Raw genomic sequence first — 15,998 nt, forward strand, 5'->3', positions numbered from 1 at the left:
TTTATTTAGTTGCGAACATATATATAACAGCAATCACAGTTCCTACAAGACTCACAACAATATATAATGGTATAAGTATAGCCCAAAATTTAAGAACACTAATCAATGCTTGTTTAGTACTTAATGCATATAATTTTTTGAATGCATAAGTAGAAAAAAGCATACTTAAAATGAGATAACCTAAATAGAAATAAAGAAAACTTAAGCCAATTATATTAAAAAATAGTACTTGTAAGATTAAGGAAATAAAACCTAGATTGGTTTGGATATAAGAATTAAAAACTAAGTGTTCAGAAAAATTATTTTTTTGTTTATAAAAGGTCAAATAAGTAATAAAACTTATAATTGGAATCATGAGAATATAGTAGAAATTATAATAATTCATCATGTTTTCCATAAAACCCTTCATGTCCATTTTAGGCATGTTAACAGCTGAAGGATCATTAGTGTTAATGCCTTGATTAAATCCATCCGAGAAATCAGCAATTCCTCCCATTGGAAAAATTTTATAAAAAATAACGGCAATAGTTGCAAATAAAATTAAATAGGAAAATGGCTGGAAATATTTTTTTCTGGCACCATTGATGTAAGCTTCTAAAACATCTTTAGGATCTGTAAATAAACCTGTAAAAGTTCTCCAAAAATTATTGTCCCAACTTAAAAATGGACCAATAAATTCTTCCCAAGTTCCTTTTATTGATAGCCTATCATCAACTATTTTTGAGCCACAATTGGAACAAAAACGATTGTTTTCGTTAATTTCGGATAAACATGATTTGCAATTCATATAACTAAAGTACTAAGGGTTTCTGACGTAATCCATCTTCTTCATCACTAACAATTCCCAATGCTTCATAAATATAAGCGAAAGTCGATAACAATTCGGGTTTACCATTTACAATCGCCACATCGTGTTCAAAATGAGCACTTGGTTTTCCGTCAGCGGTGGTAATTGTCCAACCGTCTTTGTGTTGTTTGATGTTTTTTGTTCCCTGGTTAATCATCGGTTCAATTGCAAGCACCATTCCGTTTAACAATTGCTTGCCACGACCACGTTTTCCATAATTTGGAACTTCCGGATCTTCGTGCATTTTTCTGCCTAAACCATGACCGCATAATTCCCGAACCACGCCATAACCGTGGGCTTCACAATACACCTGAATCGCATTTCCAATATCTTCCACACGATTGCCCACTTTCGTAGCACGAATCCCTTCATAAAGCGATTCCTTCGTGATTTTTAATAGTTTTTTCGTTGCTTCCGCCACTTCGCCCACTTCAAATGTATACGCGTGATCACCATTAAATCCGTTTTTCAGCGCACCACAATCAACCGAAATAATATCGCCATCTTGCAACGGAGTCGCATTCGGAATTCCGTGAACCACTTGCGTGTTGGGACTCATACACAACGAATTTGGAAAACCATACATCCCTAAAAACGCCGGTTCCGCACCATGCGAACGAATAAAATCTTCCGCTAATTTGTCTAAATATAAAGTAGTTACGCCAGGCTTAATTTCCTTGGCAATCATTCCTAAAGTCTTCGAAACAATCAACGCACTTTCACGCATCAATTCAATTTCTTCAAGGGTTTTAATTATAATCATAATATCAAATTTCAGTGCAAAAATACAATTTTATATCGTTTCAGGAGCTATTTCCAGCTATTCGCTCTATCTTTTTTTACAGCCAACCGGTTTCAAATACCGGTTGCCCATAAAAAAAGGATGCCGCTACTATCTGGGCTAGGGCCACAGGGATTCTATCACTAATTATTTTCAGGTATTTCAATAGTAATTTACAGCTTCAAAAACACTATTTTCTTCTTTAAAGATGAGCAATGTCATATTTTAACCCTAAAATTTAGCGTAATTTTGTACTATAAATTTCATTAGGTATGGGAAAATATGTTACCGCAGCAGAAGCTGTACAAGTAGTTAAAAGTGGTGATAGAGTTTATGTTCAGGCAGCAGCGGCTACACCAACAATTCTTACAAATGCATTAACAGACAGAGCATCAGAATTAAGAGATGTAGAAATTTGTCATTTACATACAGAGGGAGAAGCGCGCTATGCTAATCCAGAATTAAGAGACAGTTTCCACGTAAATTCCTTTTTCATCGGAGCTAACGTTCGTCATACAATAAAAGCCGGAAACGGATCTTATACGCCAGTATTTTTGAGTGAATTGCCGCTTTTATTTCGCAAAAATGTTCTTTCATTAGATGTTGCTTTTATTCACGTTTCACCACCAGACAAGCACGGCTATTGTTCGCTTGGTGTTTCGGTAGAAGCTAGTGTGGCTGCAATCGAAAACGCTAAAATTGTGGTGGCTCAGGTAAACAAAAATATGCCACGAACTTTTGGTGATGGAATTATGCACGTCTCAGAAATCGATTATTTGGTGGAAGTTGATGTGCCGATTCATGCGCATAATTTAGCAGCATTCACAGAAACGGAAGAAAAAATCGGAACTTTTGTTGCTTCACTAATCGAGAATAAAAGTACACTTCAAATGGGAATAGGATCCATTCCAAATGCCGCTCTGAGTAAATTAACGAATCATAAAGATTTAGGACTTCATACCGAAATGTTTTCAGATGGAGTAATCGACTTAATTGAAAAAGATGTAATCAATTGCAATTATAAAGGAACTTCAAGAGGAAGAGCTTTGGCTACTTTTTTAATGGGTTCCAAACGTTTGTATGATTTTGTAGACGATAATCCGTTCATCGAAATGAAAGAATCGTCAATTGTCAATGATACTGCAAGAATTCGTAAAAATCCAAGAATGGTTTCTATCAACTCCGCCATTGAAGTCGATTTAACAGGACAAGTCTGTGCAGATTCAATCGGAAGTTCAATGTATTCAGGAGTAGGTGGTCAAATGGATTTCATTCGTGGTGCGTCATTAAGTGATGGCGGAAAAGCAATTATTGCCTTACCATCGATTACAAAACGTGGGGAAAGTAGAATTGTTCCGTTCTTAAAACAAGGAGCAGGCGTAGTAACAACAAGAGCACACGTTCAATATATTATTACAGAAAATGGAATTGCCGATCTATACGGTAAAACATTAAGACAGCGAGTAAATGAATTAGTTAAAATTGCACATCCCACACATCAAGAGGCAATTGAGCGTTCTTATTATGAAATGATTGGCTGTATGTAAATAAAGCCTAACACTCAAAAAAGACAATCGAATGGTTGTCTTTTTTATTTTAATACTTCTTAGCTATAGGAAATTGTAAATATCGTGAGTTATTCACTAAAGGTTTGATTCTTAATATTTTGCCAATTTTTGCTACTTTTGAAAAATAAAGCAAACTTTAAGCTTTTTACAACATTTAATAGCTTACCTTTGTAGGGAATTAAATTTTTCATAGATGAACATTTTTGTAGGAAGTCTTCCTTTCAGTGTAGAGGAAGCAGATTTAAGAGGTTATTTTGAAGAGTATGGAGCTGTTGAATCAGTTAAAATTATCTCGGATAAATTTACAGGAAGAAGTAAAGGATTTGGATTTGTTGAAATGGCTAATGACGCTGAAGCTCAGAAAGCAATTGACGAATTAAACGGTGGAACTATCGAAGGTAGAAAAATCGTTGTTAACAAATCTGAACCGAAACCAGAAGGCGAAAGAAGAAGTTTCGATCGTAACGCTGGTGGAAACAGAGGTGGTTTCAATAGAGACAACAACTCAAGAGATCGTTACTAATATTTTTTTAAATATACAACGAAAGAAACCTTCGCATTGCGAGGGTTTTTTATTTATAAAGGGTTTGCAAATGTTTTGTAAAGACTTAGTAAGGCAATAAAATAGCTGTTTTCTAAAACAATATCATTTATTTGCGAACTTACCAATGAATTCTCTCTTGAATTTATTACAAACAACGAACTTTCTCCCATTTCAAACAGGCGTTCTTCTGCATTTAAAAGGATTTTGTAATCGTTTAAGAGCGCATCATTAAAATCTTGCTGAATTTCAAGTGAAGTAATTTCCTCTTGTTGAGATTTGATTTTATTTTCTAAATTTTTCTTCTCAAATTGTAAAACAAACTCTGTATCTTCAATTTTTAAATTGGCTAACTTTAAACTACCTCGTTCTTTTCTTAGAAATAAGGGAATTGAAAAATTTAGACCTATCTTATAATCTTCAAAGCGATAATTATCAATGTAACTTGGTTCCGATAAATAGGTATAACTCAAATCTAATTTTGGTAAAAGTAAATTTGCTTTTAGTTTTCGATCTACTTTTAACATTGCAATTTTTGCGTCTAAAGCTTTTATTTTAGAGTGATTTTCTAAACTTATAGTTGCTAATTCATTTATTTTTAATGTTTCCTTGATAGTTTTGGCAAGTAATTCTTCAGGCTGTAAAAGGTCATTTAGTTCTAGTGGAATATTATTTTCTAACCACAGGTAATTTGACAATTCTAATTTTGCTTTCGTATATTTTAGTTTGGCATTTTCTAAATTTAAACTACGAGTTTTTAAAGTAATTCCTGCTTCTACACTATCAATAGCTGGTTTGTCACCTTCTTTAATCAATATTTGTACTCCTTTGTATCGAATTAAAGCGTTTTTAAGATAATCTTCATATAGCTTTATTTCATCGAAACTTTTCTTCCAATTCATATAACTAACAGAAGCATTATAAATAACTTCCACGACTTGAAGATTTCTTTCTGCAGCGTTTAAATTGCTTGCTATTTTGGCTTTTCTAATGGCGGCCATTCGCTCATCAATAAACAGACCTTGTCCTAGCGGCACAGAAATCCCGAAAGAAGTTAAACCCTTGTTAGGTAAAGTGTTTTCGGGATTCACGTATATTCCTTCGGCATTGTCAAATCCGGCTTTAAGCTCTATTCCATACCAAGTTGGTATTTTAAAACTACTATTTAGAAGGGAATAATATGCTGTGTTTTTGAATTGTTTTTCTTTAAAATCAACTTCAATTTTAGGGTCAAACGCACCTCTGGCTTGTAATAAATTTGCTTGTGCTTCATTTATTTTTAAATTTGCTTGTTTTACAAGAGGATGATATTTTTTTACATAACCTAAAAATTCATTATAGCTGAATTCGGTTGAAGCAGTTTGTCCAAATATAGATATGCTGTTCCCAATGAAAAGAAGTAGTATGATTAGTTTAATTTTCATTGTTTTTTATTTTTTTCAGCTTCCGAAGGTTGGTAAAAATTAGGTGGAAATCCATTTAAAGTTCTCCAAATTTCAAACCAAATAGGTACATTATCTAAAAGCGCAATAGTTTGAGTTCCGGCTCCGATGCTTAATTTTTTTGGCCATTTTTTCTCGTTTGGATCAGGTGCTATTAAGACTCTATATTTTCCATTCGGACTTATGAAGTTTTCTTTTGCTACGATTATTCCGCCAAAAGTACCATAAGAAACTCCTGGCCATCCACTGAAAACGATTGTTGGCCAACCATCAAACCAAACGTGTACTTTTTCTCCTTTGTTCACTAATGAGTAATCTATAGGATTGATATAAGTTTCAACCGCTATTTCAAAAACAGCAGGCATTATACTAACCACGGGTGTTCCTTCTTTTATTGTTTCTCCAATTCCAGACTGAAGAGCTCTATTAATATAGCCATCCTGCGGTGCTGTAATATAATACATGCCATTCCTGATTTGGTAGTTTTTATATTGATTTTTAAGTTTATTCACTTGAGCCTCTGTATCGTATTGTGAACTGATAGCCGTTTGTTTATCGCTGCTTGCTTTTGCATTTTTTTCGGCATATTCCGCACCAATTCTATTAAGTTCCATCTTGGCATTCAAAATTTCATTTTTACTTGAAATATATTTATTTTCTTGCGTTAAAATTTTTGCCTCTGTTTCTTGCAACTTCATTCGCTTTTCCTCTACATCGGTCATAGGTTTTAAACCCTCTTTATTTAAATTAACGGAACGTGTATATTGTGTTTTTGCAATTTTTAGTTGCGTTTTTGAAGCTTCAAAATCAATGCTATCACTTTGCGCTTTTAAATAGGATTGTTTCAGTTTATTTTGAGTTTGTCTTATTTTTAAACCTTTTTCGTTTTGAATTGCATTCATTTGCGCTTCTAAAGCTTCCACTTTATCTCCATAAGAAATCACTGAATTTTCTTTTGCCTTTAATTGATTTCCGGTATTTTCAATTAAATTTGGATCGAGATAGTCTTCTTTAATTTCAGAAATATATAAAATTGTATCTCCTTTTTTTACGAAATCGCCTTCGTTCACATACCACTCTTCTATCCGACCTGCAATTATAGTTTGAATAGTTTGCGGACGTTGGTTAGGTTTTAAGGTGGTGACGTTGCCGGTTCCTCTAATGTTTTGTGTCCAAGGAAGAAAAAGAAAAAGTATTACGAGAAGCCCTAAAGCCAATATTATTTTTCGAATTACTTTATAATCTTTTTGTTTATTAAATATTTGCGTTGATTTGAAGTCTTCAATTTTTATGAAATTTCCAATTCTATTTTTAGATATATTTAGCATCTTTAAATAAGTTTAATTTTACCTTTTTCTAAAAGAATAGTTTGTTTGCAAATTTGTTTCCAGTAATTATTCTTGCTAACAACAATTAACGTCCACGGTTGATTTTGTTCGTTTAAAAAATCAATTATTTCTGTACAACTTTGTTCATCGGATTTGTCTAATGGATTTTCTAAAAACAGTAGTTTTGGTTGATTTATAATGCAGCGTGCTAATACAATTTTTTGTATTGCAGATGAATTTATTTGCTTTCCTTCAGAAGTAATGTTAGTGTCAAGTCCTTTTGGCAGTGCTTTTATGACTTCGGTAAGTTTTAATTTTTCCACTAATTTAAAGACGGCATCCATTTTTATGGCAGGATTATTACAAGTGATATTTTCTAGAATCGTCCCTTCAAAAGGTATTTCATCAGCAGTTACAATTCCTATTTTAGAACGATACTCTTCGGAGGAATATCTTTTGTAGTTTGTGTCATTGATAAAAACGTTACCCTCTGTAGGCTCTATTATTCGAGCTAACAAACGTAATAAAGTAGTCTTTCCAGAACCATTTTCGCCTGTTATTAAAGTATGCTGTTTCGGTAGAATTGTTAGATTTATGTTTTTTAATAGTTCTTTATCAGATTTTGGATAACTAAATGATACATTTTCACCTTCAAGAGTAATGTGATTTTCATCTACTAAATAATTTGGATTTTTAACTTCTTCTTCCAACTCCAAATCAACGACGGAGCCCATTTTTTCTAAAGAGGTTAATACGTCATAAAATAATTCTAAGCCCGAAAACAATTTCTCGACTGCTGCAATAATACTTAAAATGATGATTTCTGCCGCAACAAATTGTCCAATATTCATCTGTTGATTGATTACCAATAATCCGCCAATGATTAATAATCCAGCTGTAATTAAAACTTTAAATCCGGTTAATTGGACGTATTGCTTTAATAATACTTTGAAATGATTTTCACGTTGTTTCAGGTATTCGTTTACTAATTCGTCATTCTTATGCAATGAAAAATTAAAAATTGAATTGCTTTTGAAACTCAAATGATTTCTTGCAATTTCTTGCAACCAATGTGCGATTTTATATTTATATTTTGACTCCTTTAAACTCGTTTCAAGTCCTACATTAAAGTTAGTTCTAAAAATTAAATATAGTAAAATAACAACTACTATTCCAAATAATATAAAGAAGGAATGATACAATGAAAGTAATATAATTCCAAACAAAATTTGCAATACAGCACCAGAAATATCCAACAAGAGTTTTGAAAATCCTTTTTGTACTGTTAATGTGTCAAAAAAGCGATTCGCTAATTCAGGCGGATATTGATTATGTAATTCATTAAATTTTATTTTTGGAAAGCGGTAAGCGAATTCAAACGACGAACGAACAAAAATCTTTTGTTGTAGATTTTCGGTTATTCGGAACTGCATTATTTTTAGTATGCCTACAAAAATAACTCCTACAACAACTATTACCACCAACATGATCCACGAGGTACTCACTTTACCTGCTTGGATAAAATTGATAATCGACTGAATTCCTAATGGTAAGGATAAACTAATAAGCCCTGCAATTATCGAATATAAAAATATTTGATAAATATCTTGCTTGTCAACCGAGATAAGATTTTTAAATCTTTTTAATGGAGTCATAGTAGTGTTTTTTTAATCATATCGAGATAGAATTCAGTAGCACAATCCTGATCGGATAAATTTGTTATCGTCTTTAAGTGATCTTTTAAAAAATGTTGATGCAAAGTTCCTTCTACAACGCTAGATGCTAAGCTTTTGGCGAATGGATAAGCAGGATTCACTTCTTCAATTATAATTTCGATCCGATTGATAACTCTTTTATAAACCAGAAAGAATCCTTCTTTGTTTTCACTATCTACTTCCTTAGTCATTAGTGTTTTAGTAAATTCTTTAATAATAATTTTATTCAGAATTTGCTCATCAATATGCGGTGTAGCTGTGTCGTCAATTACATTATCTGTAACTAATTTAATAGCAATTTCTAGTTTAGTAATTGGATTTTGGATATTTGCAGTTGCAAAAACCATTCGATATTCCATCCAAGACCAGTACCAAGAAGAAAGGTATACTAATAATTTGTGCTTGTTTTCAAAATAGCGATAGATAGAACTTTCATTAGACTGAATTTTCTCCCCTAGTTTTTTAAATGTAAAAGCTTCAAAACCAATTTCATCAATTAAAATAATACTATTTTTTAAGATGTTCTGACCCAATTCAGATGTTTCAGGATCTTTTACAAATAGTTTTCTATTGATTTTTGCTTTGAAATTTAATAGTACATTTTTCATTATCAAAATTTGATACGCAAATGTAATAGTGTTACTATTATTTCTTTTTGTTTTTAACTTTTTTTTAATAAAAAAAGGGAAGCATTGCTTCCCTTTAAATATTGTAGTTTATTTTTTAAACTAACGAATGACAAGTCATAACAAAGGGTTTTTGAATTCCCATCAGTTCTAAAATTGTAGGAGCAATATCACCTAAAACCCCATTTTGAATATGTTTTAAATCTTTATCTACTAAAATAATTGGCACAGGATTCGTAGTGTGTGCGGTGTTTGGCGTCCCATCTGGATTTATCATTGTTTCGCAATTACCGTGATCTGCAATAATAATTGTGGTATAATTGTTTTCTAATGCAGCTTCAACTATTTCTTTTACACAAACATCAACTACTTCGCAAGCTTTTATAGCGGCTTCCATAATTCCGGTGTGGCCAACCATATCGCCATTGGCAAAGTTTAAACATACAAAATCAACTTCACCTTTATTTAATTCTGGAATTAAAGCGTCTTTTAATTCAAAAGCACTCATTTCAGGTTGTAAATCGTATGTTGCTACTTTTGGAGAATTTTTTAATATGCGTGTTTCGCCTATAAAGGGAGCTTCTCGTCCACCTGAAAAGAAAAACGTCACATGTGGGTATTTTTCTGTTTCAGCAATCCGAATTTGCTTCTTATTTGATTTTTCTAAAACTTCACCTAATGTTTCAGTAACATTGTCTTTGTCATAAATTACATGAACATTTTGATAGGTTTCATCGTAATTTGTCATCGTTACAAAATATAAATTCAATTTATGCATGTTGAATTCGTGTAGATCGATTTGTGATAAAACTTCGGTTAATTCTCTTCCTCTATCCGTTCTAAAATTGAAGAAAATGACCACATCGTCATCTTTTATTGTCGCAATAGGTTCGAGATTTTCATCAACCATACAAATAGGTTCAATAAATTCATCGGTTACGTTGTGTGCATAACTTGCTACTACACTTTGGTAAGCATTTGTGCTTTTGGTTCCAAAACCATTTACCAGTAAATTATATGCTAATTTAACACGTTCCCAGCGTTTGTCTCGGTCCATTGCATAATATCTTCCAATTACAGAGGCTAATTTAGCATTAGTGTTTTGTAAATAATGGTCTAAATCAGCAATATAATTCATTCCCGATTTTGGATCCACATCACGACCATCCGTAAACGCGTGAACGAACATTTTTTGGTTTCCGTTTGCCTGAGCAACATCAATCAACCCGCGCAAATGCGATGTGTGTGAATGTACTCCACCATCCGAAAGCAATCCTAAAAAGTGAATTGATTTGTTGTTTTCTTTGGCATAATTCAACGCATCCATAAGTGGTTTTTCTTGACTCATCGTGTGGTTGGTTACGGCTAAATTCAGCTTGGCTAAATCTTGATAAACGATACGGCCAGCACCTAAGTTCATATGACCTACTTCTGAATTTCCCATTTGACCTTCAGGCAAACCTACATTTAAGCCATCCGTTCGTAATTGTGCGTTCGGGTATTTAATATATAAACTATCAATAAAAGGTGTGTGAGCATTGTCTATTGCAGATACTTTTGGGTCAGGCGATTTACCCCAACCGTCTAAGATCATTAAAATTACTTTTTTGTTCATTAGTCTTGCTTTTGTACAAATATACGGATTTACAAAACTTAAGAATCAAAAAAAACGATAAAGGTGAGGAAGCGATTTATCCTTTTTTAATCCAATTTTTAGCCTGATTGTAATCAATGAAATAACGTACACTAAAAGATAAGACATGACTCAAATTATCATTAAATAGATTTGAAAAATTAGAATTGAAATTTTTATTAATAGTTCTGTCAAAAGTAGCCGCATTGTTTCGGTATAAAATAGACATTTGACTCCCAGGAGCAAACCACCAAGAATAAGATAGGTCTAAGTTCCAGCTGCTAAAATTTGAGTTTTTATTCCCAGTGTAAGTTGTGTTTGGTGCTAAGCTTCCGTCTGAATTTAAGGTGTTGATCTGATTGTTTTCCGCTAACGACCAATAATGTCTTACCGATAAATTAAAATTCATTTCGCTACTAATCGAAAACTTACTAGTTATAGAATTCGTAAAGGTATTTCTATTTCTTCGAGCAAAAATAATTTCATCTGCATCTCTATCAATAAAGCCAACGTCGTTTTGTTGTCTTGCAAAATCAAAACTATAAACCATCGCGAAAGCGTCGTTAAATCGGTATCTTGGACTAATTTCTATTCCCGATTCATATCTGTTTTCGTTTAAAACGTGTGTCATATATGGACTTAAATCCAAAGCGAATTTATTGTTGTAATTAGATGAGAAATTCAAAAAACCACCTAAAGTTTCAGGATTTACAAAATAGCGATTTGCGGTTCTTGGTTCATAATAATCGTAGTTTTTGAACGGATTAAAATTGATGCCGCCTCCATAATAATGATTCTTTTTTGTGGTAGCACTCATATTTACATTGAAGTTGCTGGATTGAATTTGGTTCGTTGGAGTATAAAATTCAAAATAAGAATTTAGATTGATGCGAAATGCATTAAAGGTTTTGTTCGGATTTAAAATACGGTAATTTGAATTTCCGGAAACACTATAATAATTGGTTTTAAAATTAATCCCTAAATCATTGTTATCAAAATCTTTCGAAATATACTCGGCACCTAAGCTATGTCTGAAATTTCCTGATTTTTCGGCTAAAAATAAGGATGCATTTACACCATTTGAATTTTCTACATCTCTAATACTGCTCGATTTTAAAGCTCCTTCGAGATTGTATTTATTGGTTTTATTGTTTAAATCAAATAATAAACCAGTCACATTTGCATCTCTGTAACTCCCATTTCTAGTAACATTCGTATTAATAAAAGTCACGGAAGAATTTTGATTAAAACGCTGGTCAAAGACCGTTACATTATAATTAGTCAAGGGAGAAACAATTACTTCTCTTTGTGAACCATCAGCTTCATTTTCAACTCTTGCACTTGTTTTTTCAGTAATTGCATTTAAAAATCCAATACCCATTCCACTTTTATCTCTTCCAGAAACTTTAAGCGCATTTAAAAGGTTAATAGCACTAGGGTAATCCTTTATTGACTCATTCTCTGCTAAATCTGGATAGAAATTTGGAGTTTGTCCAATTCTCCTAGAATATAACAAATCACCTTTACTAAACAAGTCTGTTCCTTCTGTAAAAAAAGGTCGATTTTCATTAAATTGCTGTTCAAACGGACCTAAATTTAAAACAACATTATCAAATTTAGTCTGACCAAAATCGGGAACTAAAATCGCATCTAAGGTAAACGCATCATTAATTCCGTATTTAATATCTAGTCCGCCTTTAAATTCACCTTTCGCTTTTTGGTGTTCACTTCCATTTAAATAAAAAGAAGCATAAGGAATTAAAAATAATCGGGTTGGCGTTTTTATATTTTGAATACCATTTAAAATACCAGCTTGTGGAATTACAGCGCCAATTTTAGAATCTACGTGCGTCCAAGTATAAGTTTGTCGATCGCGTCTTATTTCGCGAACAAAATTTAACCCCCAAGTTTGTTGTGTTTCATTAGAAAAACGCAAAGCCGCATAAGGTATTTTCATTTCTACTGCCCAGCCGAATTCTGTAATTTTCACTTTACTTTCCCAAATGGCATTCCACGAATAATCTTCACCTAATTGTTCAGTAGCCAAACAATCTACTTGACCGCCTGCTGCCGTAACGAAAAAACGAAAATCTTGTTGGCCATCATTATAGCCATTAATGTAAATTCCAAAAGTGTCTGAAGAGCCAAAATCGTCACGTTCAGTAATTTCCCTCATAATTTTTGAGGGTTCATCATCGTATAACAGTGCGCTTATATAAATTGCTTGGTCATCATAAAGAATTTTTACTTCTGTTTTCTTTTTAACATCAATAGGTCTGCCGTTATCAGGATCAAACATTATAAAATCGCTTGCGATAGAAACATTTTTCCAAGCATCTTCATTTAAATTTGCATCAATTGTAATGGGTTCACTTATTTTTTCGGTAGTGATGCTTTTTTTGGTTTGGGCAACCGACAAAATTGAAGTTACAACGCAAAAAAGATAAGTGATAAAAGGCCTAAATGTCATCTTTGGTAATTTTGTGCGCAAATTAAGAGATTATAGCATTATTTGTTAATTTTTATATAATGTTTAACTTTTCGAGAAATAATCGACGAAATGCATAAAATTTAGATAAAAAACACTAAAAAAATTTGTTGGTAATAAAAAAATAAATATATTTGGCACATACATCAACTACACAACTACAACATTTACAATGATATACAAAATTTTACCGTTCATTTTATTCTGTATTTTTTCTTTCAAACCTTTAAACACCGCAGATGCGGATATAAAAGGTTTTACTAATACAGATCCAAAACTTATTGCCGCTAGTACAAAAGCTTCTTTAGAGACAAAGTGTAAAACTTTATATAGTGTGTTAGACGCCAACAATTTGTCATTGCCAAAATTTGATAGTTTTCTTGCCGCTTTCCAAGGCTACGAACTTTTAAAATTCCAAGGAAAAATTTCGAACGAAATTTTAACAATCGTGGATTTCAGTTTGTCTTCAACAGTTGAAAGAATGTGGGTAATCGATATGAAAACTCAAAAAGTACTTTTGAAATCACTTGTTGCACACGGAAGAAATTCAGGAACTGAGTTTGCGACAAAATTTTCAAACGCAAACGAATCTTTTCAAAGTAGCTTAGGTTTTTATGTAACGGGTGAAGAATATCAAGGAAAACACGGCACATCTTTGCGTTTAGATGGAATGGAAGCGGGAATCAATGATAATGCAAGAAACAGAGCAGTAGTAATTCATGGGGCTGATTATGTAAGTCAAAAATTGGCTAATGCCCAAGGATATATTGGTAGAAGTTTAGGTTGTCCTGCAGTTCCTTACAAAATTCATAAAGAATTGATAGCAACGATAAAAGACAAATCTTGTGTTTTCATTTACCATCCATCAAGAAATTACGTAGCTAAATCTAAGTTAGTTTCTTAATTTCTGAAACAAAGCTTTGTCGAGTTCATAGATGTCGGGTCTAAATTGCAATTGATCATTTTCTAGCCAACTGGTCCAATAAAAAATATAAATATTTACAGTGTCTTTCATAGACACTGTTTTTGTTTTCTCTCGTTTGATGATGGAATCAATTTCAGATGTATTCCATTTTTTTTCGTTTTCCTTTACTAAAATGTGTTTAACTAGAACCAACGGATTTTCAACACGCACGCAGCCCGAGCTCAAGGCGCGATTGTTTCTTACAAAATAATCTCTGTGATTTGTATCGTGTAAATAAACTAAATGCCCATTCGGGAAATTAAACTTTACTAAACCTAATGAATTATTATAACCTGGTTTTTGCACATAACGATAACTATTAGCCCTTGCAGGATTCCACTCATAAGGGCTAATTTCTTTTCCTTTATTGTCGTAAATAGTCAATCTTCGTGATGGAAAATAATTTCTATTTTTGGAAGCGCTTGGTGTTAAATCTTCTTTAATAATTGTCGGCGGAATGGTCCAAGTTGGATTAAATACAAAGTTAGAAAGTTTTGATGTTAGTATTGGTGTTTTTCGTTTTATTGTTCCAACAACAATCCTGTGCGATGCTATAGTGTCGTTGTCAACAACATAATTTAACATATATTCCGGAAGATTTGCAATTAAATATTGCCTACCTAAATCGTTAGGATACCAGCGCCATCTTTCTAAATTGGCTACTATTTGTTCTCGTCTTTCGTTTTTTGTAGTATTCAAAGCACTCAAAGTTCCTCTTCCGATAATGCCGTCTTCTAATAAACCATGGCGTTTTTGAAAGCGTTTGACAGCTTTAAATGTTATAGTGTCATAGGTCCATGTAAAAACACTATCTCTGTTTTTAAAATCATTCCAATAACTTAAACGTTTTTTAATTTTTACAATTTCAGCTAACGTATCATTTACTTGAATTTTATCTTTAGAAGCTACAATTTTCGAAAAAGTAATATTGGGAAACTTCTCCAGTTCTAATAAGCTTTTTTTTAGCAATTGATAAACTAGGTGGTTGGGTTTTATTGTGTTGAAAATAGAAGCTACTTTTTCATCTGTGATTGCTGGAAGCAATAGTGGAGAAAGCGCTATATTTTTTGGTTGCAAATCCCAATCGTTATATAATTCTTTGGGATTTAATTTTCCTTTATAGAGATGAAGTGCTAATTTTTCGAAAGATTCCGTAAGTAAAATATCATATTTCACAATGTCTTTGTCCGATAATTCTTTTCTCTTTTTCTCTAAATTCTCGATAAATTCAAGTGAATAATCCATCGGATTTAAACCTTCTAAATAACACGATTTGATGGCGTCTATTAAGTCTTTTCTATTCGTGTCTAAATACCAAATTTCGTGAAAATTGAATTTTTGATAATACAATTTCATACTATCGGATTTGTCTGTAAGTAATTCAGGATCTATAGGACGAATAATTACATTGTGAACGGTATCTTTGATAATAGTATTGTCAAAAGCAATTACTTTTTCTTCTTTTTTACAGGAAATAAAGAGGAATATCGATAATAAAAGCGTAATTATTTTCATAGGAGAAACCCGTTTATGTGTATAAATGTAGTGAAATCTTTTTAACTTTTCTTGTACATCACAAAATGAATGCCAACATCAGTAATATCAAAAGATTTACCGTTAATTTTGTAACCCAATTTTTTGTAAAAAGAAACTGCTTTCTCTCTTGCATTGAACCAAATTAAGGTAGCTTTATGATTGTAACAATATTGTTCAGCTGTTTTTAAAAGTTGTTCACCGAAACCTTTTCCTTGAAATTCTGATACAACGGCCATTCCTCTAATTTGAAATTGATTATTTTCAATAAATTCAGGGTTTTGGAATTGAAAAATGGAAACAACGCCAATTAATTTTTGATCTTGAAATAAGCCAAAATGCACTGTAGTTGCATCATCATCGCCATTAAAATAACAAGTTTCGAGAGGTTTTCCTTTTCTTAAAACCTCTTGTCTCACAGAGTAGGTTGCCTTTGAAGTGACTTTCTTTACGCTTATCATTTTGTAACTATTTATAGGTTAGTGAATTAACAGGTTTGTTTTTGAATTCTTCAAATTTCCAACAAAGTAAA

General features: G+C 32.4%; 13 protein-coding genes. 3 read left to right on the forward strand and 10 right to left on the reverse strand.

Going from position 1 to position 15,998, the window contains the following annotated elements; translation table 11 throughout:
* Position 1: 1 nt before the first annotated feature.
* The gene (locus T1L09_RS04460; protein ID WP_322549750.1) at positions 2-787 is read right to left on the reverse strand and encodes a DUF3667 domain-containing protein; all 786 of its coding nucleotides are present in this window, start codon (positions 785-787) and stop codon (positions 2-4) included.
* Between the two features lie 4 nt (positions 788-791).
* Positions 792-1,610: a type I methionyl aminopeptidase gene (map, locus tag T1L09_RS04465; RefSeq protein ID WP_322549751.1), complete on the reverse strand. Its 819-nt coding sequence runs from the start codon at positions 1,608-1,610 to the stop codon at positions 792-794.
* Between the two features lie 290 nt (positions 1,611-1,900).
* On the opposite strand from map, the gene T1L09_RS04470 reads away from it, so the two are divergent.
* Positions 1,901-3,175: an acetyl-CoA hydrolase/transferase family protein gene (locus T1L09_RS04470; RefSeq protein ID WP_322549752.1), complete on the forward strand. Its 1,275-nt coding sequence runs from the start codon at positions 1,901-1,903 to the stop codon at positions 3,173-3,175.
* Between the two features lie 214 nt (positions 3,176-3,389).
* A complete protein-coding gene (locus T1L09_RS04475) occupies positions 3,390-3,719 on the forward strand; it encodes an RNA recognition motif domain-containing protein (protein ID WP_322549753.1) in 330 nt (109 codons plus the stop codon).
* Between the two features lie 53 nt (positions 3,720-3,772).
* Here the strand turns inward: T1L09_RS04475 and T1L09_RS04480 are convergent, their stop codons facing one another.
* The 6 genes from T1L09_RS04480 to T1L09_RS04505 all read right to left on the reverse strand — a co-directional run bounded on the left by T1L09_RS04480 (position 3,773) and on the right by T1L09_RS04505 (position 12,951).
* The gene (locus T1L09_RS04480; protein WP_322549754.1) at positions 3,773-5,161 is read right to left on the reverse strand and encodes a TolC family protein; all 1,389 of its coding nucleotides are present in this window, start codon (positions 5,159-5,161) and stop codon (positions 3,773-3,775) included.
* The gene (locus T1L09_RS04485) at positions 5,158-6,507 is read right to left on the reverse strand and encodes an HlyD family secretion protein (protein WP_322549755.1); all 1,350 of its coding nucleotides are present in this window, start codon (positions 6,505-6,507) and stop codon (positions 5,158-5,160) included. Before T1L09_RS04485 ends, T1L09_RS04480 begins: the two co-directional genes overlap by 4 nt.
* Positions 6,508-6,509: 2 nt before the next feature.
* A complete protein-coding gene (locus T1L09_RS04490; RefSeq protein WP_322549756.1) occupies positions 6,510-8,162 on the reverse strand; it encodes a peptidase domain-containing ABC transporter in 1,653 nt (550 codons plus the stop codon).
* Positions 8,159-8,830: a TetR/AcrR family transcriptional regulator gene (locus T1L09_RS04495; protein WP_322549757.1), complete on the reverse strand. Its 672-nt coding sequence runs from the start codon at positions 8,828-8,830 to the stop codon at positions 8,159-8,161. Before T1L09_RS04495 ends, T1L09_RS04490 begins: the two co-directional genes overlap by 4 nt.
* A gap of 115 nt (positions 8,831-8,945) precedes the next feature.
* The gene (gene gpmI / locus T1L09_RS04500; protein WP_322549758.1) at positions 8,946-10,463 is read right to left on the reverse strand and encodes a 2,3-bisphosphoglycerate-independent phosphoglycerate mutase; all 1,518 of its coding nucleotides are present in this window, start codon (positions 10,461-10,463) and stop codon (positions 8,946-8,948) included.
* Positions 10,464-10,539: 76 nt separating this feature from the next.
* The gene (locus T1L09_RS04505) at positions 10,540-12,951 is read right to left on the reverse strand and encodes a DUF5916 domain-containing protein (RefSeq protein WP_322549759.1); all 2,412 of its coding nucleotides are present in this window, start codon (positions 12,949-12,951) and stop codon (positions 10,540-10,542) included.
* A 190-nt stretch (positions 12,952-13,141) separates the two neighbouring features.
* On the opposite strand from T1L09_RS04505, the gene T1L09_RS04510 reads away from it, so the two are divergent.
* Positions 13,142-13,873 carry a murein L,D-transpeptidase catalytic domain family protein gene (locus T1L09_RS04510; RefSeq protein ID WP_322549760.1) on the forward strand — a complete coding sequence of 244 codons (732 nt, stop codon included), beginning with the start codon at positions 13,142-13,144 and terminating at the stop codon, positions 13,871-13,873.
* Here the strand turns inward: T1L09_RS04510 and T1L09_RS04515 are convergent.
* Together T1L09_RS04515 and T1L09_RS04520 are read right to left on the reverse strand one after the other, a co-directional pair.
* Positions 13,862-15,448 carry a L,D-transpeptidase family protein gene (locus T1L09_RS04515; protein WP_322549761.1) on the reverse strand — a complete coding sequence of 529 codons (1,587 nt, stop codon included), beginning with the start codon at positions 15,446-15,448 and terminating at the stop codon, positions 13,862-13,864. The two genes, T1L09_RS04510 and T1L09_RS04515, sit on opposite strands and share 12 nt — an antisense overlap.
* A 41-nt stretch (positions 15,449-15,489) precedes the next feature.
* Complete coding sequence (locus tag T1L09_RS04520; protein ID WP_322549762.1) at positions 15,490-15,927, reverse strand: GNAT family N-acetyltransferase; 438 nt, start codon at positions 15,925-15,927, stop codon at positions 15,490-15,492.
* Positions 15,928-15,998: the final 71 nt, after the last annotated feature.

Source organism: Flavobacterium psychraquaticum, assembly GCF_034497725.1.
In the GTDB taxonomy this organism is placed as follows: Bacteria; Bacteroidota; Bacteroidia; order Flavobacteriales; family Flavobacteriaceae; genus Flavobacterium; species Flavobacterium psychraquaticum.

Bases quoted from the DNA above. Each gene is read 5' to 3' on its own strand.
- T1L09_RS04460 (WP_322549750.1), bottom strand. From the start codon at position 787: ATGAATTGCAAATCATGTTTATCCGAAATTAACGAAAACAATCGTTTT.
- map (WP_322549751.1), bottom strand. From the start codon at position 1,610: ATGATTATAATTAAAACCCTTGAAGAAATTGAATTGATGCGTGAAAGT.
- T1L09_RS04470 (WP_322549752.1), top strand. From the start codon at position 1,901: ATGGGAAAATATGTTACCGCAGCAGAAGCTGTACAAGTAGTTAAAAGT.
- T1L09_RS04475 (WP_322549753.1), top strand. From the start codon at position 3,390: ATGAACATTTTTGTAGGAAGTCTTCCTTTCAGTGTAGAGGAAGCAGAT.
- T1L09_RS04480 (WP_322549754.1), bottom strand. From the start codon at position 5,161: ATGAAAATTAAACTAATCATACTACTTCTTTTCATTGGGAACAGCATA.
- T1L09_RS04485 (WP_322549755.1), bottom strand. From the start codon at position 6,507: ATGCTAAATATATCTAAAAATAGAATTGGAAATTTCATAAAAATTGAA.
- T1L09_RS04490 (WP_322549756.1), bottom strand. From the start codon at position 8,162: ATGACTCCATTAAAAAGATTTAAAAATCTTATCTCGGTTGACAAGCAA.
- T1L09_RS04495 (WP_322549757.1), bottom strand. From the start codon at position 8,830: ATGAAAAATGTACTATTAAATTTCAAAGCAAAAATCAATAGAAAACTA.
- gpmI (WP_322549758.1), bottom strand. From the start codon at position 10,463: ATGAACAAAAAAGTAATTTTAATGATCTTAGACGGTTGGGGTAAATCG.
- T1L09_RS04505 (WP_322549759.1), bottom strand. From the start codon at position 12,951: ATGACATTTAGGCCTTTTATCACTTATCTTTTTTGCGTTGTAACTTCA.
- T1L09_RS04510 (WP_322549760.1), top strand. From the start codon at position 13,142: ATGATATACAAAATTTTACCGTTCATTTTATTCTGTATTTTTTCTTTC.
- T1L09_RS04515 (WP_322549761.1), bottom strand. From the start codon at position 15,448: ATGAAAATAATTACGCTTTTATTATCGATATTCCTCTTTATTTCCTGT.
- T1L09_RS04520 (WP_322549762.1), bottom strand. From the start codon at position 15,927: ATGATAAGCGTAAAGAAAGTCACTTCAAAGGCAACCTACTCTGTGAGA.